This is a genomic window from Shewanella colwelliana, assembly GCF_001735525.1.
GTDB classification, from domain to species: Bacteria; Pseudomonadota; Gammaproteobacteria; order Enterobacterales; family Shewanellaceae; genus Shewanella; species Shewanella colwelliana.
Window position 1 is genome coordinate 1 of the sequence record NZ_MCBT01000008.1, and the last position, 23,265, is coordinate 23,265.

Genomic DNA, 23,265 nt, shown 5'->3' on the forward strand with positions numbered 1-23,265 from the left:
TGTAGTGGTACGGTGAATTTGGCCACCTAGTTAGAGGTGATATCATCACCTCATAAGTTAACAGGTGACACTATGAAAAAACGTACAAGAAGACTTTTTAGCGCAGAGTTCAAACTTGAATCAGCTCAATTAGTGCTAGATCAAAATTACTCAATTGTTGAAGCTGCTCAAGCCATGAGTGTAGGCAAATCAACCATGGATAAATGGGTTCGACAATTAAGAGAAGAGCGACAAGGTAAGCAACCTAAAGCATCACCTATATCACCAGAACAAATTGAAATTCGAGAGTTAAAAAAGCAACTCGCTCGCCTCCAAGAGCACAACGAAATATTAAAAAAGGCCACAGCTCTGTTGATGTCGGACTCACTGAACAATTCTTAATAATTGAGAAACTCAGGCAGAGCTACAGCATAAAAACATTATGCGAAGTGTTCAGTATTCATCGTAGTAGTTACAAATATTGGAAAAAGCGGCCAACAACCATTAATGCCGATAAAGTTAAACTTCGGAGCCTAGTTAGCGAAGTACACACTGCAAGTAATGGGTCGGCTGGTGCTAGAACCATTGCAGATATGGTTAGCCAGCAAGGTGTCTTGCTAAGCCGCTATCGTGCCACTAAGTTGATGAAAGAGCTTGGTATAGTTAGCTGTCAGGTTCCTAAGCACAAATACCGAAAAGGCACGCTAGAACATATTGAAACCCCTAATCACCTAGGTCGACAATTCGCAGTTACAGCTCCGAATGAAGTCTGGGTTGGTGATGTCACCTACGTGTGGGCTGGTAACCGCTGGATGTACTTAGCTGTTGTGATTGATCTATTCGCCCGTAAAGTGATTGGCTGGGCTATGTCATTATCACCTGATAGCCGTTTAACTGGCAAAGCGCTTACGATGGCCTATGAAGGTCGTGGTAAACCTAAAGATGTTATGTTCCATAGCGATCAAGGGACTCACTATACAAGCAGAAAATATCGACAACTTTTATGGCGATACCAGCTCAAACAAAGTTTATCTCGACGTGGGAATTGTTGGGATAATAGTCCAATGGAACGCTTTTTTAGGAGCCTTAAGACAGAATGGATACCAACAACAGGGTATCGTAATTTTACAGAAGCTCAGAACGAAATTACACGATACATAATTGGATATTACTGCCAGCTTCGTCCACATCAATATAACGGCGGACTGACGCCCAATGAATCGGAACGATTGTTCTGGTTAAACTCTAAGATCGTGGCCAATATTAGTTGACCACTACAGAATGACGTTCCTCATCTAGATCCATGAGCTCGAAATCTAAGTTCATCAGTTCATAGCCAATATCAGACCAAAATTCCTCTTCAAAAGATTTAATTCTAAATTCAAGCCCTTCAATCGCACCACTGTAGGCAGTGTTGTGCTTGCTGTCTCTTTCTATAATGTCAGTGCGCTCGTCCGCCTCTTTAACATCTTGCTTTAGTATCACAGAGGCATCTATACACTCCTGAAACTGACTCGCGGTAAGGATAATGAGATCGTCATCAGCGCAAGCGTTAACGCTTGTCATGAGGATAAGTGCTGTGAATAGTGGTATTGAAAATCTGTTCATGACTATCTGCCTGAGATCTAAGTTCGACACTGATATTAACGCTACTGTATCGAAGTACTTATTTCTTTGACGCTTGTCACCTTAAGTGATTTAATCAATTGTTGTAGAAACCTCTATATCAACTTGTTCAATTTTGCCGGCGAATCATTCAACCCCCAAAAAGAAATTAGGAACTTACCCAAATGCGTAAAGAGACAATAGAAATCTATTACTTAATAAGACGCTGCTACAGAACGTTTACTCGCGGGTGCCCCTAATCCTCCCTCCAGATCTCGACGCTATGAGTCATTCAAAAAATGAAACTACGGATTCTCTTTTTAGTCATATTTTCTCTATTAGGTTGTGAATACAGGTGAAAGCAAAGTCTCCGAGGAGCTGAAGTGGTTACTAAATGCAGATCCCAAAGAAGATTTTGAAAAATCAATTGCGAGTGGAGATCGTCGATTTGTCGGCGTTATTGGTATGTTTATCACGGTTCCATATTTTGATGAAGAATGTATCACTGACGACAAGGTGCGATTAATTCAAATTTCGGATATGGTCGATAGTTACGAGCAAGAAAAGTTGCAAGCAATAGCACCTATTTATGCCTCAACTTTTAACCTATACATGCTGAAACATTGGAATACACATGGCATTAAACCTTGTGACTCATAACAAGTTTGTTGAGTTCGCCCAACAAGTTGGGCAGGGGCACGTAAATAGCAGTCGTCCCTAGCCAAAGCGTTAGCCATTTTTAAGGAGGAATAATGTTCAACGCAGAGAATAAAGCCTTAGTTTTGGCTGCTTATTGCAGTGGTTTAGCTGCAATGGCTCATTTAGGTTGTATCATCTTTGGTGGTGATTGGTATCGTTTTTTCGGTGCAGGTGAACAGATGGCAACACTAGCAGAGCAAGGTCATTGGTATCCTTCAGCCGTTACGTCAGTGATTGTCGTTGTACTTTCAATCTGGACTTTATACGGTTTATCTGCCGCAAAGGTGATTCGTCAGCTGCCTCTTATTCGTTTAGCTTTAATTGTTATTTCATCTATCTATTTAATCCGTGGTGTCGGTTTTATATGGCTAATGCCAATGTTTCCAGGCAATAGCCTGACGTTCTGGCTAGTGAGTTCAGGGATATGCTTAACCATAGGATTATTGTACGCCGTCGGTACCTTGCAAATGTGGCCACGCCTCAATGTATAACCTGTACAACCCCATTAAGAAAAAGCTATACAGTTGACTAGCGAATAATTACCGCGCATGTTAGCGCACAAGCTTTGCGCTAACATGCGCAGATCATTAACCGTTCAAGGAAGAAAAGATGACTGTTGTTAGATTGCTCTTATTGAGTATCAGCCTGGCGATTTGTTACTACGCACTATCTATTGCCGCTATTGGAGTCGCTGCTGCCGGTAAAATATTTTGGTGGTTTCAATGGCAAGATAACTTCCATTTTTACCATATCGCCCAAAATTTTATCGGTATTGGTCTAGCGGCCCTACTCCCAGCCTACCTTGTCCACAGTTATGAATCTGATAACAAGTGGTTATGCATTGGCCTTGTTATTGTTCTCTCAATGAGTTTACACGGCAACATCCATTATGTGCCTTGGGATCCCGTAGGCATTGTTAGGTTTTTTAATGACACCTTGTTACGCGGTGATGCTGGCTCGGTGGGGATATTTTTAGAAATCTTATTCATGCCTATCCTTTGGCTGTTGGCGTTTGAGCGAATGCCCAATAGGGTTATGCCTCGCAAGTTCGTCCACTGATCCAAAATAGCCATTACAGTAACGAGCACATAACTGCAGATAGAGTGAGCGGCAATCGCCCACTCTAGTCATTTAATAAAGGATTTTACATGTCGATAAACGCGACACTGATAGGCCAAATCGTGTTTGTATTAGCCATCATCATGATCGTTAGCACACTAAAATTTGCTAAGGGAAAGGCCGACAATTTGGCATTAGTTGGTCTTTACGCGCTACTGCTTAATTTTACTATGCCGCCAGTTGGTTGGCTATACTGTGGCTACTGGGCTAATAAAAAAGGCTAACGATACTGGTTAGCGTACTTTGCTATAGGGTGAAGTACCTCCCCCCTTACCCATTCATCATTCGACGCTAGCCAAAAGCCAGTCACGGTTAGTAACCTTTCCCCTTCCATCAAATGACTACTAGGGCAAAATGATTACTAGCGTAAAATATTAAAAACATCACTTTAAATTTGTTTGACATAACGAACAATATTGGGGCAGACTGAAGCTCGAACAATGTGAACTTATCACGTGTTCGCCTTTCGAATTTAGCATGATGAAACGGCTAAGACGAAAGCTCATTAATGATATTTGCATCAGGTGATCTATGCCCACAACACAAACAAAAAACGCTAAGAAACCCACGATATTAATGACCATGGGACGACAAGACAGAAATGGCCACCCCTACCAAGTCATGACCCACAAATATATGCAACCCATTGTCGAATTTGCCAACTGTATCCCATTGCTGGTGCCAAGCTGTTTTGGTATTGATGACATTGAACAGTACCTTGATATGGCCGATGGCGTTTACCTTTCAGGAGCAGGGTCAAACATTGACCCTGCGCTTTATGGCCAAGAAAACCTCACCCCTGAAAAGACTCAAGATGTAGACCGAGACAATTTTGACATTGCCATTATTCATGCCGCATTAAAACGCAAACTGCCGTTATTGGGCGTGTGCCGAGGCATGCAAGAGATCAATGTCGCCCTTGGTGGTGATCTGCACCAAAAAGTGTATGCCGAAGATCATCTTGATGACCATCGTGAAGACCCTAATACATCGGTCGATGAACAGTATGGTCCACGGCACACGGTAAACATTGTCCCAGGCACTTGGCTGCATGCCCTATTAGGCGACTGCACCACGATTAACTCACTTCACGGCCAAGGCATAGATACCTTAGGTGAGGGCCTTGAGCCACTCGCTCATGCTGACGACGGCCTAATTGAAGCGATTCATGGCCCTGCCTTCGAGCAATTTATTTTAGGTGTTCAGTGGCATCCTGAGTGGCAGACCCGTGACAACCCCGATTCAATCAAGTTATTTCAAACCTTCGGCGAGGCTTGTCGCGCTCATGCGCTAAGCAAGTAACTCATTAACCGCTGTACAGCAAACCCAAATGGGGCCATTTGGGTTTGTCGCCCGCCCAGCTTTGTGCGCTCGCACAAAAATCAATGTAATTATTGGCTTATTTTAGTGGGTAAGAATAAAGCCAGATTGTCTTAATCTGCGGATAATAGCCAAAGCCTGAAATACCTTAGCCCTCACATATGTGACGCAGACTAAGCGGGTCATAGTTCAAATTAATAAACAATACTAACCCAAGATAGGGACCCCTATGAACCTAGTACTGATCCTGCTAGCGGTGATTGCGTTTATCGTCATTGCTACCTCCAAGTTTAAACTTCATCCATTTTTAACCCTGATTTTAGCCTCATTTATTGCGGCATTTGCCTATGGGCTGCCGAGTAGCGATATTGCCAAAACCATCACTACAGGGTTTGGCGGTATATTAGGCTATATCGGTCTGGTTATTGTGCTCGGTACCATTATCGGTACAATTTTAGAGAAGAGTGGCGCGGCAATAACCATGGCTGATGTGGTCATTAAAGTGTTGGGACAACGCTTTCCAACACTGACCATGTCAATCATAGGTTACTTGGTCTCTATTCCTGTGTTCTGTGATTCGGGGTTTGTCATCCTCAACTCATTAAAGCAATCCATGGCCAATCGCATGAAAGTCTCAAGCGTGTCGATGAGTGTCGCACTCGCAACGGGCCTTTATGCCACGCATACTTTTGTACCGCCAACACCCGGTCCTATTGCGGCGGCAGGTAACTTAGGCCTTGAATCAAACCTCGGTCTAGTCATCGGTGTGGGGGTATTTGTGGCTGCCGTTGCCGCTCTAGCGGGAATGCTATGGGCTAACCGCTTTGCTAATGTCGAACCCGATGGCGAGGGCGCTGAAGAGTTAAAACAGCACGTTGAAGATTTTGAATCGCTCAAAGCCGCGTACGGCACCTTGCCTTCTCCGGCCAAAGCCTTTGCTCCTATCTTTGTCCCGATTTTACTGATCTGCCTAGGATCGATTGCCAACTTCCCCTCTAAGCCCCTTGGGACTGATGGGCTATTTGACCTATTGGTATTCCTTGGCCAACCCGTGAACGCACTGATGATAGGTCTACTATTATCGCTACTGCTATTAAAAGGCAGTAACAAGATTAAGGAGTTTAGCGAGCGCATCAGCCAAGGGCTCGTGGTCGCTGCCCCGATTTTGCTTATCACGGGTGCAGGTGGTGCATTTGGCGCAGTGTTAAAAGCCACTGAGATCGGAACCTTTTTGGGTAGTTCGCTGTCAGCATTGGGCATTGGCATCTTTATGCCCTTTATCGTTGCAGCGGCGCTTAAATCAGCTCAAGGTTCATCGACTGTGGCGCTCGTCGCAACCTCAGCACTTGTTGCGCCCATGTTGGGTGATATTGGTCTTGCCAGCGACATGGGCCGCGTGCTGACAGTGATGGCCATTGGTGCAGGCGCCATGACCGTTTCCCACGCCAACGATAGTTTTTTCTGGGTCGTCACCCAATTTAGCCGCATGAGTGTTAAACAAGCCTATAAAGCACAAACCATGGCAACCTTAGTACAAGGGGTGACCGCCATGATACTTGTCTATTTACTCAGCCTCGTTCTACTCTAAAGCCTGTCATGGCCGTCATGATGCCTACCAGTATCATGACAGCCATTAACTCTGGTTATTCCCCCCTGACTTATAGGAAATATCAATGAAAATAGTCATTGCGCCCGATTCATACAAAGAAAGCCTGAGCGCTATGGAAGTTGCGAACGAAATTGAACGCGGATTTCGTGAAGTGCTCCCCAATGCTGACTATGTAAAAGTGCCCGTTGCTGATGGCGGCGAAGGAACGGTGCAATCTATGGTTGATGCGACCGGCGGTAAAATAATTGAGCTGACGGTTATCGGCCCCCTTGGTGAGCCGGTCAGTGCCCACTACGGTATTATGGGTGGCGAGAATACCCACACGGCAGTGATTGAAATGGCCGCTGCATCGGGGCTCCAACATGTGCCTCACAGTCGCCGCGATCCGCAATATACCACCAGCTATGGTACAGGCGAGCTAATTTGCCATGCCCTCAATGCGGGGATCAAACATATCATTCTTGGCTTAGGCGGGAGTGCTACCAACGATGGGGGCGTGGGGATGTTACAAGCACTTGGCGCACATTTTCTTGATGCCCATGGTCAACCTATCTCCCCTGGTGGAGCAGCCCTTGCACAACTGTGTACTATCGATATTAGCCAGTTGCATCCTGGGCTGTCACGCTGTCAACTTGAGGTTGCCTGTGATGTCAACAACCCACTTTGCGGCAGCAACGGGGCCTCTGCGGTCTTTGGCCCTCAAAAAGGCGCGACAACAGAGATGATTGAACAGCTCGACAAAGCCCTGTCTCAGTTAGCCGATGTCACGGCAACACAGACCTTAACCGACCATCGACACTCTCCTGGCGCTGGCGCGGCTGGCGGCATGGGGTTTGCAGTGTTAGCCTTTCTTAATGCTGACCTAAAGCCCGGCATCGATATTGTCATGAAGGCGGTGGGCTTGGCTAACACTCTTAAAGGCGCAACCCTTGCGATCACAGGAGAGGGGCGCTTAGATAGTCAGACATTACATGGCAAGACCCCAATGGGCGTGACACGTGAAGCCAATAAACTCGGTATTCCTGTAATCGCTATTGCTGGGTGTGTCAGCGATGATGCCAACATCTTACTTGAGCATGGTATTGATGCCATTTTTTCCATTACCCCCCGAGCCATGGCTCTAGAGAGTGTATTGAGCAATGCCAAGCACAACCTCTACACAACCTCTATTAACATTGCTGCATTGTATAACACCAATCGGCCTAGATAAGGGTAAGGCGCGAGTTCAGGTCAATAGACTGACTCGCTTCTTTACACTGAGTCGACCAAGCATTTCATTTTTCTCCTTGATGCCGTATACAGCTTACAGTACAGTTAGCTCCTTTTTTTGACCGACTAGATGCCTGCATTTTAGGCTGAGTCTCAGTTAAGCGACACAGTTCGATGACATCAAAACCACCACGACAAGCAACGGCATCCGAAGAAGCGTTAATGCGCATATTCACCCTGCCAGAAGCGCCCCATTCCACCTTGGGGCAAATTGAAAAAGAGCTCTCTGAAAACCTAATGGGCTTTCTTAAAGAGAACATTGTTGCTGTCGAAAAGCCGTTAACCGAGATAGAAAAAGATTTCCAAGCGCACCAGGTTCCAGCCTCACCGAGCTTTGTCTCCGACTATGCCGAGCAGATGATGCAAACCCTAGTAGCCCACAGCGTGCACACCTCTGCACCGAGCTTTATCGGTCACATGACCTCTGCGCTGCCCTACTTTGTCTTGCCACTGTCTAAGATGATGGTCGGGCTGAATCAAAACCTCGTTAAGATAGAAACATCCAAAGCCTTCACGCCGTTAGAGCGTCAAGTGCTGGGCATGATGCACCATTTGGTATATGGCCAAAGCGATAGTTTTTATAACAATTGGATGCACAGTGCTAGCCACTCTCTTGGGGCATTTTGCTCCGGCGGCACCGTGGCCAATATCACCGCATTATGGATTGCCCGTAACCGTGTACTACAAGCTAGTGGCGACTTTAAAGGGATCGCGGCATCAGGCCTAATGGCTGGTCTACGTCATTATGGCTATGACGATTTAGCCATTTTGGTGTCAACCCGAGGGCACTACTCCCTTGGAAAATCGGCCGATCTGTTAGGCATAGGCCGTGACAATATTGTCAGTATTCCCTGTAGCGATGACAACAAAGTCGATGTAGATAAAATGCGCCAAGCCGCTGAACAGCTTGCGGCAAAAAATATCAAAGTGATGGCTATTGTTGGCGTTGCTGGCACCACAGAAACCGGTAATATCGACCCACTGAATGAACTGGCCGACTTAGCCCATACGTTAGGGTGTCACTTCCATGTAGATGCCGCATGGGGCGGCGCTAGCCTGTTATCAAACAAATATCGTTATCTGCTGGCAGGTATCGAGCGGGCCGACTCCATCACCATTGATGCCCATAAACAGATGTATGTACCTATGGGCGCAGGCATGGTGCTGTTTAAAGACCCTGAATTTGCCAACGCCATTAAACATCACGCCGAATATATTCTGCGTAAAGGTTCAAAAGATTTAGGCAGCCAAACCCTAGAGGGTTCGCGCCCTGGGATGGCGATGTTAGTGCATGCTTGTTTACAGGTCATTGGCCGAGACGGCTATGAGATACTGATTAACAACAGCTTAGAAAAAGCACGCTATTTTGCCGAACTGATTAAGCAGCAAGGTGATTTTCAGTTGGTATCGGCGCCAGAGCTATGCCTGCTGACTTATCGCTATGTGCCAGCTCAAGTACAAGCCCTACTGACTCATGCAGTCAAGCATGACGACCTAGAGTTAGTGACCCAAATAAACCAGCTACTCGATGGCTTAACTAAGTTTGTGCAAAAGCGTCAACGGGAACAGGGCAAGTCATTTGTATCACGCACGCGTATCACGCCAGATAACAACTTAGGCTTAACCTCTGTGGTGTTTAGGGTGGTGTTAGCAAACCCGCTAACGGGCCATGACATCTTGCAACAGGTACTCGCAGAGCAACGTGAAATAGCGCAGCAAGACGCGTTGTTCTTACCGCAACTGTTAGCCTTAAGCTAACCGTTAGCTTTAAACAAGCGCAAAAGTCAGCCTTCTATTGTATGCACCACACGGCCGCGTTATTTCACGAAGCGGCTTTTGGTTTCATCGTCAGGCAATAAACAGAGCGGACGCTGACCAAATAGACGATAGCGATAACGCGCAATAAGGTCATAGCAACCATCTCTTACCCCTAACGGCAACCAGCGAAAAAAACGCAGCCAAGGCCAGCAACCGGTTAAGGACTGAGCAATTTCAATCGCCGCTTCACTCTTGATAAAAACTTCGCCATTTTTGATCAAATAGACGGTATCCGCTTGCATTGCAGCTTGTGAGATAGATGCCTTAGCAAGCAAAGTTTGTGCGGTGGGACTCTGCAAGGCAACAAACTGACACACCGCATTAGGGTCATGCGCGATAATAAAGCTGACGGCGCCATGACATAAATTACAGATACCATCAAACACCACCAGATAAGATTGACTCTCAGTCACAAGGACTCCTGATATTGGGCCTGCATCAAGGCGATGTAATCGGTCATCTCCTGGCCAGGGGTTAGCGTAAAATGGTCAGCTTGCGGAGCAAGGTCAATCACTCTGTCGACACGAAAGTTTCGAAAGTCATTTCTCAGCTCGCACCAAGCAAGCAGTGTCCATACCCCTTTCCAAAAATAGAGGGCTAATGGCCTAATCAGCCTTTGGCTGGCGCTCTGATTGGCATCTTGGTAGCTAAGCTGGAGATATTCTCGCTCCCGCGAGGCTTTACGTAACACATCTAAAAAAGCAAACTCTTGGTTATTGATGTAAAAATCAGGGGCAAACATCAACGACTGGTATGCCTGAAGCCGAGCGGGAAGTACCGCTTCAACTTTAATCATCGCCTGTTTGGCCGCGCTGGAAAGCTCATGCCCCCCCCAAGCTTGAACCATACGCATCCCCACTTGTATCGCCTCAAGTTCCTGTTCATTAAACATCAATGGCGGCACGTTGACTTCATGCCTCAATAAGTAACCGACACCGGCTTCCCCCTCGATGGGAATACCCGATAAGGACAGATCTTGAATATCACGATAGATAGTACGTGTTGAAACCTCTAAGCGTTCAGCCATCTGCTGCGCGGTGACGAGTCTTCGCCCTTTTAACAGCTGGACAATTTGAAATAAACGGTCGGCGCGGCGCATCACTCTCCCCAAATTAGGGCGCCATGGATAGCGCCCTCACAATGATGAATGTTAAATTGCGGTATGGACGCCGATATAGATATCAACGCTATCACCGGATGGATAGCACTCAAAGTCGGTAAGATATTGACGCGTATAGGGGCAAGATGGCGCTGCAAAATATTGCCAGATCTCTTGCCACAAGCCCACCACAGATTGTGGCATCTCACCTTGAGCATGAAAATGTAAGTAGTTACCCGGCGCTAGGGTTATCGATTCAAGGCCATCGCCAATAAGCCCACCGTTCTCGCCATCCGCCATAAACCCTACCATGACAGAATAAGCGCCATCCATGTTGGACTCATAGCCATAGTAAACACCATAGGCCGGCTGCTTATTGATGATCTGTTCGCCATACAGTCCCATAAAGCGCTGCCATAACGGAGCGATTTTTTGACTCTCTGCGACAGTTTCATCCGCATTAGTAGTCCGAGTTGTCACGCCATGAATCACCATCTTATGAAGGGTAACAAGTTCCATCTCTTTCTCTCCTATCCATGACCAATGGTTATCGGTTGGCTGACCACAAACCCACTTTATTGCCTTCGCTATCGACAAACAAGCTGATAAAACCGCATTCCCCCTCTTTAATCGCCATCACGGGCAACAATATGCTGACCCCGTTAGCAGCTAAACGCGCCACAAGCGGTTCAAGCTTATCGGACAAATGCAGATAAACGACACTACCATTCATGCTTGGCAACATCATTTCATGCTTCACCAAACCTATACTTGCAGCTTGCTTATCTTCGGTTTCCAATATCGCCATCTCCATATCATTCATGATTTCACGGCGGAAGCTCACATCAAAATGTTGACCATAAAATGCTAAAGCTCGATCCATATTCTCAACGGCGATTTCGCCCCAAACGAGCGGTGCTTGCTGTAACATATTTCTCTCCTTGAATTAGGCTAAATGTGCCTGTCAACTGCGACAACGGCTCAAACACTTAGCAACCCAAATAGAGTAAATCGTCCCTACTGACAGCATAGTGTCAGTAGACTTAAATATGGATCTAAATATTTTGGAACATGATCTCTAAACTTAGCGTAATGATGGCCTGATTAAGTCGTGGTGTTTGCTCATCCTCTTTGCCCCAGTTGTACTCTGGTGTAATGGCATAAAACAACCAATCTCGAAGAAAGTTTTGCCGATAGGTCATACCGACATTAGCATTTTTGACATAGTGATAGGGTTGAGCAACGCCATAAATACTGGCCTGATAGCTGATCGCCGCTTTGTTACTAATATATTGATATAGCTTAGCGCTACTGCCAAACTCCCAACCATTACCACGATTTTCATACTGAGCTACAGCGCTCCAACGGACAAGAAAGGTTTCATTAAAAGAGTGTTCAATATCGAACTCGGTGGACTCACCGGTGACCTTTTTCTCCTGATAGAGCTTTTGGGTTAAACGCGTAATGGTGTTTTGGGTCAGCGGATAGGTATAACGCCAACGCGCCTGCAGCTTGGGCTTAAAATTGGCACTCAGATTAAAACTGACTCGATCGCGCGAGTACCAATCATATCGCAATCCAACATCACGCTCACCTGTGTCATCCGGCCCTTTGAGAAATGCAAAGGGGTCATCCTCACCGGTGGAGTCTAAAATCAGTTTGAGCCGCTTATTCACCCCTGGTAAATTGAGTCTTGCATTCAGGTTTGCGCGATACTTAAATCCCTCTTTCTCGTAGTAGGAAAAGTCGTTATACCAGCGCACTATGGTGCCGGCTCGGGCATCTTCTTCTATCCGATCATCGACAAAAAAGCTGTCAAACCAAATGGCAGGTTGGCAAAATTTAGTATTTAGATAGTCAAAGGCTTGGTCAAAACTAGTGTCCATTTGAGACTGGCTGAAACAGGGATCATCTGCTGGCGCCTCGGCGAGCTTAGGTGAAGAGGCTTGCTCGGCTGAAGGCGCTTTGCTGGCAGAAGGCTCATCTTGGCGTGTGCTCGCCGCTTTAGCATTCCCTAGCAAAGCCATAGGTGCCGCTTGGGCGACAACCAGTAGCATAGGCAGTAAGCCTATACTCAAGCAACAGATAATCAAAAAGCACTTAATCAACAGACAGGCCCACAACAAAAATCATGCCTAATCTTAACACTTGTTGCGTACCAATTGCAGTAACAAAGCACGCTGACTCAATGGGTTATAACGGCAACAATACGTTAAACTGCCGCCGATATTAAAACCCGAAAGCGAGAGCCTTTACGCTAAAGATTGTTGATGCATTGTGGTTAGCTTAGCCATTGCCAGCGCTGCGCGTTGCTGCACATCCTGCAAGGTATCATCGGCGCTGAATTGCTCAATCACCTCGTAGTAACACTTCACTTTCGGCTCAGTGCCTGAAGGCCTTACGATCACTCTCGCGCCTCCTTCAAGCTGATAAATCAGTACATCACTGACAGGGAGGTCGATAACACATTCACTGCCGTCGGCAAAACGCCGTATACCAATACTGATATCATCGACACTGATAATTGCGCGCTCCGCTATCTCAGTCGGTGGCTGACGACGAAGGCGATCACCTATCGTTGGTTGACTCATATCGCTCGCAGATAAAGCAATACTGACCTGTTCATTAAGGTAAAAACCATACTGTCGATAGATGGCGTCTAAGCGATCCCAAATCGTTTGTCCCTTGGATGCCAACTCAGCAGTGAGCTGCGCAAATGCAACCAGGGCCGAAAGACCATCTTTATCCCACACCATATTACCTATGGTGTAACCGAGTGCCTCTTCATAGGCAAATATGAAGCGGTTATCGGCAGATTGTTTACTCATCCCTACATTGGTGAGCCATTTAAACCCTGTTAAGGTAGTTTCGCAAACCGCATTCATCGATGTGGCAATTTGCGATAGCAAGCTGGATGAGACAATGGTGCGACACGTGAGGCGCTGATCATCACTGGCATGGGACAACAGATAGTGACCAAAGAGCACGCCAACCTGGTCACCCGTTAACATTTGATAGGCAGCACTAGCATCCATCTCGGGCGTGGCATGGCTGAGACGAACCGCTACGGCAAAACGATCGGCATCGGGATCGTTAGCACACGCTAACATCGCCGAGTGTTTATGCGCTTCTGCCATGACCAAATCCATCGCCCCAGCCTCCTCAGGGTTTGGAAAGTTCACCGTAGGGAAGTCGCCATCGGGTTCTCGTTGCGCCGCTACGCTATAGACCTGGGTCACCCCGGCATCCTTCAGTACCATTTCAGCCATCTCGGCCCCCACGCCATGCATGGCGGTGTAAGCCAAACTCACTTTTTCTGGCGATGTATGATTTTGCAGCACCTCGGCCTGACGAATACCTTGTCGATAAGCTTGATAAAAATCATCATCTAGCATCACCAAACGATCCGCTAAGCGTGCTTTCTCTAGTGACATTAAACCAATAGGTGCTGTGGCGGCATGTTCAATACAGGCAGCAATACCTGTGTCATGGGGAGAAATAATCTGCGCACCATTACCCCAATAAACCTTATAGCCATTGTATTGCGGCGGATTATGACTTGCAGTCACCACAATGCCAGCCGCTGCGCCAAGATGCAGAACACCGAAGGCCACCAGCGGTGTCGGTGCAATCTTGACCGTGAGATACACTTTAATCCCTGCAGCGGCTAACACCATGGCCGTATCATGGGCAAATTGCTTACTGTCATGGCGACCATCATAACCAACAACCACACCACGTTCAGCACAGTCACTGACCTGCGCCATCAAATATTGTGCTACCCCCATGGACGTTTGTTGTACCACAAGGCGATTCATCCGCATCGGTCCTGCGCCAACAACACCGCGAATGCCTGCGGTGCCAAAAGCTAAACGCCCACTAAAACGTGCCGCTAATACTTCGCTGTCGCCACTATCGATTAATGCTTGGATCTCACGACGACTGCTTTCATCTTTATCAAGATTCAACCAATGGTGAATCTTTGCCTGTAAATGTGTGTCCATTACCAACCCCTTTTTAGCATGACTATTTTTGCCAAAAATTACTGAGAACAATTACCATTAACAGTATGCTGGTGACGCACCTAGAACAAGTGAATTTGCATTAAAGATGATTTAACCATGTAATTTAAATGAACGAAAAACGGTCTTAAAACTTGCGAGCTTGTCATTGCACGTTAACTTTAATAGGGAGAGGAGAAAGACTATTGAAATTTTTTTGGTTCGCCATATCGCTACTGTGTTGTTCAGCTTGGGCAAGTACCTCTGACGGTGAGCGTCAAGATATTGCACTTTACACTTATCATTACATGCCACCTTATGTGATTAATCCCGCAAAGGAGGTTGGCTTGTTCTATGATATTGCGAGATTTTTTAATCAACATCAGCAAACCTATAAATTTACAGTCTCCTATATTCCGCGTAAACGTCTTAATTACCAACTCAGTCTCAATGAATTTGAAGGTATGGTCATTGGGGTTAATCCCATCTGGTTTAAAGACTTGAATCAATCCACCTATCTATGGTCTGTCCCATTTATGCAGGACCAAGATGAGATCATTTCGCACTTGAGTAACCCTGTGGAGTTTAAGACGCCACAAGCCCTTTACGATAAGCGAGTCGGCGGGATCACAGGGTTTCGTTACCACACGATTGATCAGCTCGTTGCCGATGGGTTTGTAACCCGCATTAACACGGCCAATGAATCGCAACTGATAAAAATGCTGCTAAAGAATCGTTTTGACTGCGCTATTGTTTCCCGTGCCACGACCATTTATTACCAAAATTTACTGAACACTAACCAAGCACTCTACTTCTCCAGCGTGCCCCATGACCAATACACCCGTCATATATTGGTGCCAAAGCGGCTAAGTGCTGAGTTTAACGCCATAACCCCCCTGATTGAGCAGCTGATAAGTAACTACCAGTGGCAACAGAAAATGCAACAATATGATACAGCTCTTCCTGCAAAGTCTGAGGAGTCGCGCTAAAGCGCAAAGCAGAACATAGTTAACATGGCTTGGACACGAGAAAATGTGAGGGTTTGAGAGGGTGTATTGGCAAGGTTATGATTGGCGTAACATAGCGATGTATGAATAGGCACAACTAGTCAAACCACAAAGATCGTTCACTGAGTAGATTCTTGGAGCTATCAGATAACAACGGATTGTCGAGTTTAAATACACGTCGATTAGGTAGGTTAGCGCGCTGTAACATATCGGCCGTAATTGCATGATGATAAAACAGGTCATCGAAACTTCCATCCACTAACGCAGCGCGCAGTCCATGCTCAATGCGCTCTGCCAGCAAGGTATTATCTCGATTAACAAAAAAATAGATTGGCGATGGGTAAGTCACCATAAAAGACTCATCAACAATAAGTTCTGGGTGCCCAACCACTTCATCCCAAGGCTCATGTAACGCGCGGAGAAAATAGTCGAAACGCGCCTTATTTAACATGGCAATTAAGTTCTTCGCCGCGCCGCGCACTAAAGTAAAGCCTTGTTGCTGCAAAATATCGCTATCGGGCCAATCGGTACCCTGACCCACAATCAATCGCTTAAGCTGTTCGACACTATTGATATCGGCAAATTTTTGTTTGTCTTCGGCACGAACAATGGCGATTCGGTGGCCCATTAACCCTTTTAACAGTGGGAAATAGATAGCGCTTAAGGTCTGCTCTCGCGTTTTAGATGTCATAGTCCAAACCACATCTAACTGTTGCTGTTCGACCAACTTTATCGTCCGCACTTGGGGCATCTCCATCGTGACAGGTTCTAACTGATAATCACCATATTGACTGCGACTTTTCTCCATTGCCAAGCGCAACAGGTCGATATAATAGCTTTGTTTGGGATCAACAAATTGTATCGACAAATTATAACGCACCAACATAGGCTCAGCGGCCTGTGTCGCTGTACTCCAGCACATCATGAGCAGGTAGCAGCTCAACAGCAGTCGAATCATGGCTTCATCCTTTGAAGTTAACTCCATCTATCCACTTGCCTCGGCGTTGCTCTCAATCGAGCAGTCGGCAACAAATGACACCACCTCATTATAGCAGCATAAATTTGCCGATTAACACTAAACACATTAAACCACCCACAGTATAAGCAGGTGTCCAATGCCCGCCAAGTTAGTGTAAACTTGCACGCGCCGAACAGCCCAAGAGAAAGCGCTCCAATGACCAGCAGTAAATTTGAATGCCACCTTACCATTGCCACTGACGATGATGCGGTGGCCTTGTTAGCCGCGCACAGCCAACTGTCTAAGCAGGTAATCAAGCAAGCCATGACAAAGGGGGCGGTATGGCTAACTCGTGGTAAATATACCCAACGTCTTCGTCGTGCTAAAAAACGCTTAAAAGTTGGTGATGAGCTGCATCTTTATTACAACCAAGCCGTGTTGGCACAGACAGTTGATGATGCATTATTGCTGTTAGATAAAGGCGATTACAGCATTTGGTATAAGCCTTACGCTATGCTATGCCAAGGCTCAAAATGGAGCGACCATACCACCATCAATCGCTTTGTTGAAACGCACTTAAGCCCGCAGCGTCCAGCGTTTATCATTCATCGATTAGATAGAGCGGCAACAGGCTTAGTCTTAATTGGTCACAGCAAATCTGCAACAGCGGCACTGGCAGCACTGTTTGAGCAGCGTCAATTAGACAAACAGTATCGGGTTATCGTTGAAGGTGAATTTCCATCAAGGACACAGCACATTGACTCAGATGTTGATGGCAAAGTGGCGTGTTCTCACGCAACCTTGATTGAATATGACAAGAAACAAGATCGCTCACTCGTCCAAGTGAAGATTGATACGGGCCGCAAGCATCAAATTCGCATTCATATGGCCAGTTTAGGTCATCCCGTCGTTGGCGATCGTCAACATGGTCATGCAGACGAACATGCGCCAAATTTGCAGCTCACTGCCTGTTTTCTCACTTTTATCTGCCCAATAAGCGGTGAGACAGTTAATCAAGAGCTGCCTGATGCGTTAAAACCTCATTTGTAAACATTGTCCCCTGCATGGGAATTCAATGAGTGCACACCACGAAAAAGCCATCACGATTGTGATGGCTTTTTCTCACGCTAGCTATCCGTTGGCATCGTTATCTGCTCGCTGAGCATCGTCATGATCAAGCACCTCATCATACCCTTTTGGTGGCGGTGTCCAACCTCGTTCACTGGTCGCATGCTTATCGCTGCGATCTTTTAGCATCGCCGCCTTTATGGTTTCCTCAAGCTCAATAAACAGCTTGCGGTAGTTATTGTCGAAACGCTCACCTGAGCTGTCATCACACCACGCTTGGTAGAGAATTTTTGAACTACGCTGCTCAATCCGCTTAAAGGTATTTTTTTGCTGCTCAACTTGAAATGGGTGAAACCCAAGACACTTCAACGCGTCGACCCCAAGTTCAATACTAGAATGAAAAGTCTCCTTTTGAATATGATCAGCCCCGGCACTGTGTAAGATATAGGCATGACCACGGTCAAATGCCCGCGCTAACACTTTCACTCTGGGATAGGTCTGCTTAACATACTTCACCAACTCCGTAGTGCTCTCAGGATTGTCCATTGCCACCACTAATAACGAAGCCTCTTCGATACCCGCGGTATGAAGCAGATCAGGCCGGGTGGCATCACCAAAGTAGCTTTTAACATTGATACTTCTGAGAATATCAACTTGGCTGACTTGATGATCCAGTACCACGGTTTTCACCCCATTCGCGGTGAGCATCCGATTGACTATCTGGCCGAAGCGACCAACACCAGCAATAATCACCGTTCCTTGTTCATCAATCACATCGGCCTCACGCTGATGACTACCCTGTCGATAACGCGGCACAATGACCTTATCAAACAGAATAAATAATCCTGGGGTAAAAAACATGCTCAGCGCCACCACTAAGGATAAAACCTGCGCCATTTCCATCGGAATCACATGGTTTTGCACCGTAAAACTGAGCAGTACAAACCCAAACTCCCCCGCTTGCGCCAAGCTCAGGGCAAACAACCACTTATCGCTATGACGGATTTTAAATACAACCGCAAGCAGCAGCAACACCAGCGCTTTAAGCAGCATAAGGCCTAAAGTCAGACCTAAGATTAAACCTAAGTCTTGGGCTAAGATGCCAAAATCAATTCCCGCGCCGACGGTAATAAAAAAGAGCCCCAACAATAGGCCTTTAAATGGGTCGATATTGGACTCCAGCTCATGACGAAACTCACTATTGGCAAGCACGACTCCAGCGAGGAACGTGCCCAAGGCAGGTGAAAGCCCGACTAGACTCATCAAGGCGGCAATTCCTATCACTAGCATCAGTGCGGTGGCGGTAAATATCTCCCGTAAACCCGAACTGGCCACAAACCGAAATAGTGGCCGACTAAGATAGTGGCCACCGACCACCACCATGGCGATAGCAGCAGTGATCACCAAACCGTAAGCCCAACCAGGTAATCCAGCCACTAAGCTTATCTCCTCATGATGCTCTGCCGCCTCGCCAACAGCCAACTGTGCCTTGTCGATCAACTCCGGCAATGCGAGCAATGGAATAAAGGCGAGCATAGGGATCACAGCGATATCTTGAAACAGCAGTACTGAAAACGCGTTGCGTCCTCCTTTGGTCTTGCCTAAACCTTTCTCGTTAAAGGTTTGCAACACAATAGCGGTCGACGACAACGCAAACACTAAGCCAATGGTCAGAGCGATGGACCATTGGATACTAAACCACAGTGCGATAGCCATCACGGCGATAGTCGTTAGTCCAACTTGTAAACCACCCAGCCCCATCAATCTGTGGCGCATCGCCCACAGCATCTTAGGCTCCAACTCCAAGCCCACCACAAATAGCATCATGACGACACCAAACTCAGCGAAGTGTTGAATCACATTAGTCTCATCGCCCACTAAGCCAACCACTGGACCAATGACCACCCCAGCAATTAAGTAACCCAGCACAGAGCCTAAACCAAAGCGTTTGGCTAGCGGTACAGCAATCACCGCAGCGACTAAATAGATAAAGGCTTGTAAGAAATACCCGGTCATCCTTAATCCCCCAAGATAATTTGATCTAAACTGTGATTGAGTTTCCCCAGCCCAGACGCCATGTCTAAATCGACGCGATCTTCCACTAGTGCTTTAAGTAATCGACGCCACTTGCGGCGATGGGCATCCATACGATCATCCTCTGATGCCGTTCTCGCGCCAAATAGTGCTAATGGCGGTAGATAGTGCATTCCGGTGAGACTGGCAGTTTGTTCAAGGGGCGCCAATAACTGCCTGATTGTGAAATGGTTATAACCTTGAGTTTGGTAAGCTTCCTCTTTTCCCCCTGCGGTCAAGGCACACAAAAACGGCTTACCCTTGAGTTGCTCCCCATCGGTGCCATAGGCAAACCCATACTCCAGCACCAGATCTTGCCACTCCTTTAAAATTGCTGGAGTGGAGTACCAATAGAGAGGAAACTGAAAAATAATGATGTCGTGATCCACAAGCCGTTGCTGCTCTTGCTCAATATCAATATCGAAGGTGGGGTATTCACCGTATAGATCAACAGCCGTGACCCCCTCAATGGCTTTAGCCGTTTCAAATAAGGGAATATTTACTTCAGAGCGGTGCTGTGAGGGATGCGCCAGCAATAACAAAATACGCTTTTTAATCTCAGACATAGCAGTCCTTTACCTAATACTTCTACCATTAGTCAAATGATGGGTTAATGGGAGGAGTATGAAACGTCGCGACGGTTCTAGAAAAAAAGCCAATAGAACCTGATAAGTCTAGATAAAATAGCCTGTTGGAGGTGGTTTCTCAAGCGAGATATGATTTACTTAAAACGTGGCGCCTAGCAGGTCTCATAAAGATACAGTTGGTAACCGTCATCTTGATAGCTATCAATATGCCGCATACCCGCCTTGAGCAACACCTTACTTGAGGCGCTATTTTCAACCATCACTTCTGCGTAAACCTTTTCGACCCCTAAGGTGCTGTGCGCATAGTCCAAGCAAGCCTTTACCGCTTCTGTGGCCAATCCTTGCCCCCAATAGTCGGGTAACATCCGATAACCAATATCGATTCCCCCGGCGCCACGATTGAGATGGGGTTCATATTTTATGCCACAAAACCCGATCAATTGATTATCTTGCTTGCAGATCAGCGCATATCGCGCGAAACCATGTTCGCGATACCCCGCCAACCAATAATCTTTGATAACCCGTTTGGCATCTTCAAGCGAGTTAACCTTGCCTGCATCACCTGTGTATCGTACCACCTCAGGATGAATCGAAAAGGCCAGTACCGCGTCAGCATCATCGAGGGTAAACTCACGCATCTGCAATCTTGGTGTATCTATCAAGGTGGTATTTGACAATTCGCTCATTTAACGACCCCATCACTTTCCCAAGGGGTCATAGCGCTCATGTCATCAAGGTCATAAGGCGTAAGCTGATAGACGTAGTAATTCAGCCAGTTACTAACTAGCAAGCTTCCATGGCTGTGCCAGCGTGCAACGGGCTCTTGCGTCGGATCATCGTTGCGAAAATAGTTCATTGGTACATCGGGGTTAAGTCCTTCACCAAGATCACGCTGATACTCCTCTTTCAAGGTTGCCTTTTGATACTCGGGATGACCCGTCACGAATAGGTTGCGATTGCTACGGCTAAGCACCATATAGGCACCCGCTTCTTCTGACTCGGTGAGCACTTGCAGCTCAGGGTGCGCTTTTAACTCATCAACATCCATCTCAGCAAAGCGTGAATGGGGTGCATAAAACTCCTCATCAAAACCACGCAGTAATGGAAAATAGTGTTTACTGCGCTGGTGAGAAAATACCCCAGAGCGCTTCTTTGCCAGTAGTTTTCTCTTTAGCCCGTATAAGTGATAGAGCGCCGCATGGGCCGCCCAACAGAGAAATAACACTGAAGTGACATGGGCCTGAGACCAGTCAATGATCTCACGGATATGATCCCAGTAGACCACATCTTCAAAGGCTATCTGCCCCAAAGGAGCACCAGTAATGATTAAACCATCATAGTTTCTATGGCGCACATCTTCAAAGTCGCGATAGAAATTGTTCATATGATCGATAGAGGTATGTTTTGACTCTTTATCGTGAATACGCAGCAGATCCACATCCACCTGAAGTGGCGTATTGCCCAGCAAGCGCAGCAGTTGAGTTTCGGTTTCAATCTTATTTGGCATCAGGTTTAAGATCAGTACCTTCATCGGTCTAATATCCTGATTTGCCGCCCGAGTTTCGGACATAACAAAGATGTTTTCAGATTCTAAAATACCTGCTGCTGGCAGATTATCTGGAATTTTTACCGGCATACCGCGCCTCTTTAACTGTGTGAAACATACCCATAGAGGCATGCCATGACCATAAAGTCGACGCGGTAATGGATAAGATTAACGACCGACTTTTTGTATAAGTACCGACATAGGCCCTTGATTGCTAATGTCGATAGGGTACGACTGAGTATTAATAAACATCAGCTCATCGCCTAAGGTGATTTTGGCTCCAATGGCATAGCGATGCCCGGGTTCAAATTGATCACTTGGGATAACAAACTGAAATGGCGCGGGCGTTGTCACATCGCTGCGCTCCAACTCGGCAATTACCACTGCGGGGACATCCATTTTAGAGACATCTTGCAGTTGCACCGACAATATCGCCTCGGCTGGCAGTGCAATACGCTCTTTAAACCACACCTCGCCTTGGATCTCGACACTGGCATTAGGTGTTGCACACCCCACTAACACACTTGCTGCCATCGCCACAGGCAAAAGGGATTTTAACCATCTGTTCATACTCTATGCTCCTAATCATACATCAAGACTTCTGGATGTCCATATGTCTACACTTTAAATCTTGTTCTATCGTTGAGATGTTCATATCATAGGCCAACCATTTGTCATCGAATAGCCTAATGACCCAAGCTACTGCCATTATTGTGGGCGCAAGCTCACTATTAAGTCGCGAAGTCGCCAAACAACTTGCTGAGCAAGGTGTTGAATTAGCACTTCTCGCCCAAGATCCGGATTCGTTATCTGAATTTGCTCAATCATTACCAACCAAAGTCCGTGTGCTTCCACTGCAAATTGATCAACCTCAAGCCATTATTGCCACCTTAGAATCTCTGTGGCATGAATTAGACGGTGCGCATTTAGTGATCGTGAACACTGGCCTTAATAGCTATGATCCCGCATTACCATGGCAACCAGAAGAAGATATTATTACCGTCAATGTGCAGGGCTTTAGCGCCATATGCAATACGGCTTTTCGGCTATTTACCCAGCAAGGCTATGGTCAGTTAGCGGCCATAAACTCCATTGCTGGACTAAGAGGCGGTCCTAGCGTGGCCTACCATGCATCGAAAGCCTATGCGACCAACTACCTTGAGGGGCTGAGCATGCACGCTCAGCGTCTAAAACTGCCGATAACCATCACAGATCTCCAGCTCGGGTTACTCGATAAAGCGGCCATGCAAAAGAGTCGACTATGGCTTTCGCCACCTGACGAGGTGGCAAGACAAGTGATTAGTGCAATGAAAAAAGCTAAACGGAAAGTGTATATCACTAAGCGCTGGCGATTGGTCGCCTGGTTAACCAAGCTATTACCAGAGTTTATTTATAACACTAGGCACTGGCGCACCAAAGCCCAGCGATTGGAAGCTAAAGCGGCAGAGAAAGCCAACAAGACTGCAAAATAAACCGGTACAACCGCCACAAAAAAAGGAGCCAAACGG

The 23,265-nt window shown here is 46.6% G+C and carries 25 protein-coding genes; 12 read left to right on the forward strand and 13 right to left on the reverse strand.

Translation table 11 applies throughout. The features are described from left to right. The first annotated feature begins 72 nt into the window (after positions 1-72). Positions 73-1,250 (forward strand): IS3 family transposase gene (locus tag BEL05_RS02680; RefSeq protein WP_139151798.1). Its coding sequence is split into 2 segments (ribosomal slippage): positions 73-340 and positions 340-1,250, totalling 1,179 coding nucleotides; the frame shifts between segments, so codons are not numbered across the junction. Here BEL05_RS02680 and BEL05_RS02685 read toward each other — a convergent pair. Next, the gene (locus BEL05_RS02685; RefSeq protein ID WP_069670187.1) at positions 1,243-1,587 is read right to left on the reverse strand and encodes a hypothetical protein; all 345 of its coding nucleotides are present in this window, start codon (positions 1,585-1,587) and stop codon (positions 1,243-1,245) included. The two genes, BEL05_RS02680 and BEL05_RS02685, sit on opposite strands and share 8 nt — an antisense overlap. Before the next feature lie 342 nt (positions 1,588-1,929). Between BEL05_RS02685 and BEL05_RS02690 the strand changes: the two genes are divergently transcribed. The 8 genes from BEL05_RS02690 (at position 1,930) to panP (ending at position 9,358) form a co-directional block, all read left to right on the forward strand. Beyond that, on the forward strand, positions 1,930-2,244 hold the full coding sequence (locus tag BEL05_RS02690; RefSeq protein ID WP_069670188.1) for a hypothetical protein: 315 nt from the start codon (positions 1,930-1,932) through the stop codon (positions 2,242-2,244). A 92-nt stretch (positions 2,245-2,336) separates the two neighbouring features. Then, a complete protein-coding gene (locus BEL05_RS02695) occupies positions 2,337-2,774 on the forward strand; it encodes a hypothetical protein (protein ID WP_028763565.1) in 438 nt (145 codons plus the stop codon). A gap of 118 nt (positions 2,775-2,892) precedes the next feature. Continuing rightward, entirely contained in the window at positions 2,893-3,342 is a 450-nt protein-coding gene (locus tag BEL05_RS02700; RefSeq protein WP_069670189.1) for a hypothetical protein, read from the forward strand. An 89-nt stretch (positions 3,343-3,431) separates the two neighbouring features. Continuing rightward, on the forward strand, positions 3,432-3,626 hold the full coding sequence (locus tag BEL05_RS02705; protein ID WP_028763563.1) for a hypothetical protein: 195 nt from the start codon (positions 3,432-3,434) through the stop codon (positions 3,624-3,626). Positions 3,627-3,933: 307 nt separating this feature from the next. Continuing rightward, positions 3,934-4,704 (forward strand): gamma-glutamyl-gamma-aminobutyrate hydrolase family protein, encoded by a 771-nt coding sequence (locus tag BEL05_RS02710; RefSeq protein WP_069670190.1) that lies wholly within the window; start codon positions 3,934-3,936, stop codon positions 4,702-4,704. A gap of 247 nt (positions 4,705-4,951) precedes the next feature. Continuing rightward, entirely contained in the window at positions 4,952-6,310 is a 1,359-nt protein-coding gene (locus BEL05_RS02715; RefSeq protein WP_069670191.1) for a GntP family permease, read from the forward strand. Between the two features lie 85 nt (positions 6,311-6,395). Continuing rightward, entirely contained in the window at positions 6,396-7,541 is a 1,146-nt protein-coding gene (locus tag BEL05_RS02720; protein ID WP_069670192.1) for a glycerate kinase, read from the forward strand. 173 nt (positions 7,542-7,714) lie between these two features. Then, complete coding sequence (gene panP / locus BEL05_RS02725; protein WP_069670193.1) at positions 7,715-9,358, forward strand: pyridoxal-dependent aspartate 1-decarboxylase PanP; 1,644 nt, start codon at positions 7,715-7,717, stop codon at positions 9,356-9,358. Positions 9,359-9,417: 59 nt separating this feature from the next. On the opposite strand, the gene BEL05_RS02730 is transcribed toward panP, so the two are convergent. The 6 genes from BEL05_RS02730 to BEL05_RS02755 all read right to left on the reverse strand — a co-directional run bounded on the left by BEL05_RS02730 (position 9,418) and on the right by BEL05_RS02755 (position 14,521). After that, positions 9,418-9,831, reverse strand: coding sequence for a thiol-disulfide oxidoreductase DCC family protein (locus BEL05_RS02730; protein ID WP_069670194.1), 414 nt, complete (start codon positions 9,829-9,831; stop codon positions 9,418-9,420). Further along, positions 9,828-10,517: a helix-turn-helix transcriptional regulator gene (locus tag BEL05_RS02735; RefSeq protein ID WP_028763558.1), complete on the reverse strand. Its 690-nt coding sequence runs from the start codon at positions 10,515-10,517 to the stop codon at positions 9,828-9,830. Before BEL05_RS02735 ends, BEL05_RS02730 begins: the two co-directional genes overlap by 4 nt. Positions 10,518-10,568: 51 nt before the next feature. After that, a complete protein-coding gene (locus BEL05_RS02740; RefSeq protein ID WP_069670195.1) occupies positions 10,569-11,036 on the reverse strand; it encodes a GyrI-like domain-containing protein in 468 nt (155 codons plus the stop codon). Between the two features lie 28 nt (positions 11,037-11,064). Then, positions 11,065-11,448 (reverse strand): VOC family protein, encoded by a 384-nt coding sequence (locus tag BEL05_RS02745; RefSeq protein ID WP_028763556.1) that lies wholly within the window; start codon positions 11,446-11,448, stop codon positions 11,065-11,067. Positions 11,449-11,572: 124 nt separating this feature from the next. Then, positions 11,573-12,574 (reverse strand): hypothetical protein, encoded by a 1,002-nt coding sequence (locus BEL05_RS02750; protein ID WP_245686925.1) that lies wholly within the window; start codon positions 12,572-12,574, stop codon positions 11,573-11,575. Between the two features lie 195 nt (positions 12,575-12,769). Further along, positions 12,770-14,521, reverse strand: coding sequence for a phospho-sugar mutase (locus BEL05_RS02755; RefSeq protein WP_069670196.1), 1,752 nt, complete (start codon positions 14,519-14,521; stop codon positions 12,770-12,772). A gap of 203 nt (positions 14,522-14,724) precedes the next feature. Here BEL05_RS02755 and BEL05_RS02760 point away from each other — a divergent pair, with 203 nt between their 5' ends. Continuing rightward, positions 14,725-15,507, forward strand: a complete 783-nt coding sequence (locus BEL05_RS02760) for a transporter substrate-binding domain-containing protein (RefSeq protein ID WP_069670197.1) — start codon at positions 14,725-14,727, stop codon at positions 15,505-15,507. 115 nt (positions 15,508-15,622) lie between these two features. Here the strand turns inward: BEL05_RS02760 and BEL05_RS02765 are convergent, their stop codons facing one another. Next, the gene (locus tag BEL05_RS02765; protein WP_245686926.1) at positions 15,623-16,483 is read right to left on the reverse strand and encodes a substrate-binding periplasmic protein; all 861 of its coding nucleotides are present in this window, start codon (positions 16,481-16,483) and stop codon (positions 15,623-15,625) included. A gap of 216 nt (positions 16,484-16,699) precedes the next feature. Between BEL05_RS02765 and BEL05_RS02770 the strand changes: the two genes are divergently transcribed. Continuing rightward, positions 16,700-17,533 carry an RluA family pseudouridine synthase gene (locus tag BEL05_RS02770; protein WP_069670199.1) on the forward strand — a complete coding sequence of 278 codons (834 nt, stop codon included), beginning with the start codon at positions 16,700-16,702 and terminating at the stop codon, positions 17,531-17,533. Between the two features lie 81 nt (positions 17,534-17,614). Here the strand turns inward: BEL05_RS02770 and BEL05_RS02775 are convergent, their stop codons facing one another. From BEL05_RS02775 to BEL05_RS02795, 5 genes are all read right to left on the reverse strand, one after another. Next, positions 17,615-19,567 carry a monovalent cation:proton antiporter-2 (CPA2) family protein gene (locus BEL05_RS02775; RefSeq protein WP_069670200.1) on the reverse strand — a complete coding sequence of 651 codons (1,953 nt, stop codon included), beginning with the start codon at positions 19,565-19,567 and terminating at the stop codon, positions 17,615-17,617. Between the two features lie 2 nt (positions 19,568-19,569). Next, positions 19,570-20,190 (reverse strand): NAD(P)H-dependent oxidoreductase, encoded by a 621-nt coding sequence (locus BEL05_RS02780; RefSeq protein ID WP_069670201.1) that lies wholly within the window; start codon positions 20,188-20,190, stop codon positions 19,570-19,572. Positions 20,191-20,363: 173 nt separating this feature from the next. Beyond that, a complete protein-coding gene (locus BEL05_RS02785) occupies positions 20,364-20,897 on the reverse strand; it encodes a GNAT family N-acetyltransferase (protein WP_028763549.1) in 534 nt (177 codons plus the stop codon). Further along, positions 20,894-21,847 carry a homoserine O-acetyltransferase MetA gene (gene metA / locus BEL05_RS02790; RefSeq protein ID WP_069670202.1) on the reverse strand — a complete coding sequence of 318 codons (954 nt, stop codon included), beginning with the start codon at positions 21,845-21,847 and terminating at the stop codon, positions 20,894-20,896. The genes BEL05_RS02785 and metA overlap by 4 nt, the downstream gene beginning before the upstream one ends. 78 nt (positions 21,848-21,925) lie before the next feature. After that, complete coding sequence (locus BEL05_RS02795; RefSeq protein WP_028763547.1) at positions 21,926-22,327, reverse strand: YbaY family lipoprotein; 402 nt, start codon at positions 22,325-22,327, stop codon at positions 21,926-21,928. 119 nt (positions 22,328-22,446) lie between these two features. On the opposite strand from BEL05_RS02795, the gene BEL05_RS02800 reads away from it, so the two are divergent. Next, positions 22,447-23,229, forward strand: coding sequence for an SDR family NAD(P)-dependent oxidoreductase (locus BEL05_RS02800; protein WP_028763546.1), 783 nt, complete (start codon positions 22,447-22,449; stop codon positions 23,227-23,229). Positions 23,230-23,265 lie beyond the last annotated feature (36 nt).

Excerpts from the sequence above, each read along its gene's own strand:
- BEL05_RS02710 (WP_069670190.1), top strand. The coding sequence starts at position 3,934 with ATGCCCACAACACAAACAAAAAACGCTAAGAAACCCACGATATTAATG.
- metA (WP_069670202.1), bottom strand. The coding sequence starts at position 21,847 with ATGCCGGTAAAAATTCCAGATAATCTGCCAGCAGCAGGTATTTTAGAA.
- BEL05_RS02770 (WP_069670199.1), top strand. The coding sequence starts at position 16,700 with ATGACCAGCAGTAAATTTGAATGCCACCTTACCATTGCCACTGACGAT.
- BEL05_RS02695 (WP_028763565.1), top strand. The coding sequence starts at position 2,337 with ATGTTCAACGCAGAGAATAAAGCCTTAGTTTTGGCTGCTTATTGCAGT.
- BEL05_RS02785 (WP_028763549.1), bottom strand. The coding sequence starts at position 20,897 with ATGAGCGAATTGTCAAATACCACCTTGATAGATACACCAAGATTGCAG.
- BEL05_RS02700 (WP_069670189.1), top strand. The coding sequence starts at position 2,893 with ATGACTGTTGTTAGATTGCTCTTATTGAGTATCAGCCTGGCGATTTGT.
- BEL05_RS02755 (WP_069670196.1), bottom strand. The coding sequence starts at position 14,521 with ATGGACACACATTTACAGGCAAAGATTCACCATTGGTTGAATCTTGAT.
- BEL05_RS02740 (WP_069670195.1), bottom strand. The coding sequence starts at position 11,036 with ATGGAACTTGTTACCCTTCATAAGATGGTGATTCATGGCGTGACAACT.
- BEL05_RS02720 (WP_069670192.1), top strand. The coding sequence starts at position 6,396 with ATGAAAATAGTCATTGCGCCCGATTCATACAAAGAAAGCCTGAGCGCT.
- BEL05_RS02715 (WP_069670191.1), top strand. The coding sequence starts at position 4,952 with ATGAACCTAGTACTGATCCTGCTAGCGGTGATTGCGTTTATCGTCATT.
- BEL05_RS02705 (WP_028763563.1), top strand. The coding sequence starts at position 3,432 with ATGTCGATAAACGCGACACTGATAGGCCAAATCGTGTTTGTATTAGCC.
- BEL05_RS02800 (WP_028763546.1), top strand. The coding sequence starts at position 22,447 with ATGACCCAAGCTACTGCCATTATTGTGGGCGCAAGCTCACTATTAAGT.
- BEL05_RS02745 (WP_028763556.1), bottom strand. The coding sequence starts at position 11,448 with ATGTTACAGCAAGCACCGCTCGTTTGGGGCGAAATCGCCGTTGAGAAT.
- BEL05_RS02795 (WP_028763547.1), bottom strand. The coding sequence starts at position 22,327 with ATGAACAGATGGTTAAAATCCCTTTTGCCTGTGGCGATGGCAGCAAGT.
- BEL05_RS02765 (WP_245686926.1), bottom strand. The coding sequence starts at position 16,483 with ATGATTCGACTGCTGTTGAGCTGCTACCTGCTCATGATGTGCTGGAGT.
- panP (WP_069670193.1), top strand. The coding sequence starts at position 7,715 with ATGACATCAAAACCACCACGACAAGCAACGGCATCCGAAGAAGCGTTA.
- BEL05_RS02775 (WP_069670200.1), bottom strand. The coding sequence starts at position 19,567 with ATGACCGGGTATTTCTTACAAGCCTTTATCTATTTAGTCGCTGCGGTG.
- BEL05_RS02735 (WP_028763558.1), bottom strand. The coding sequence starts at position 10,517 with ATGCGCCGCGCCGACCGTTTATTTCAAATTGTCCAGCTGTTAAAAGGG.
- BEL05_RS02750 (WP_245686925.1), bottom strand. The coding sequence starts at position 12,574 with ATGCTACTGGTTGTCGCCCAAGCGGCACCTATGGCTTTGCTAGGGAAT.
- BEL05_RS02685 (WP_069670187.1), bottom strand. The coding sequence starts at position 1,587 with ATGAACAGATTTTCAATACCACTATTCACAGCACTTATCCTCATGACA.
- BEL05_RS02780 (WP_069670201.1), bottom strand. The coding sequence starts at position 20,190 with ATGTCTGAGATTAAAAAGCGTATTTTGTTATTGCTGGCGCATCCCTCA.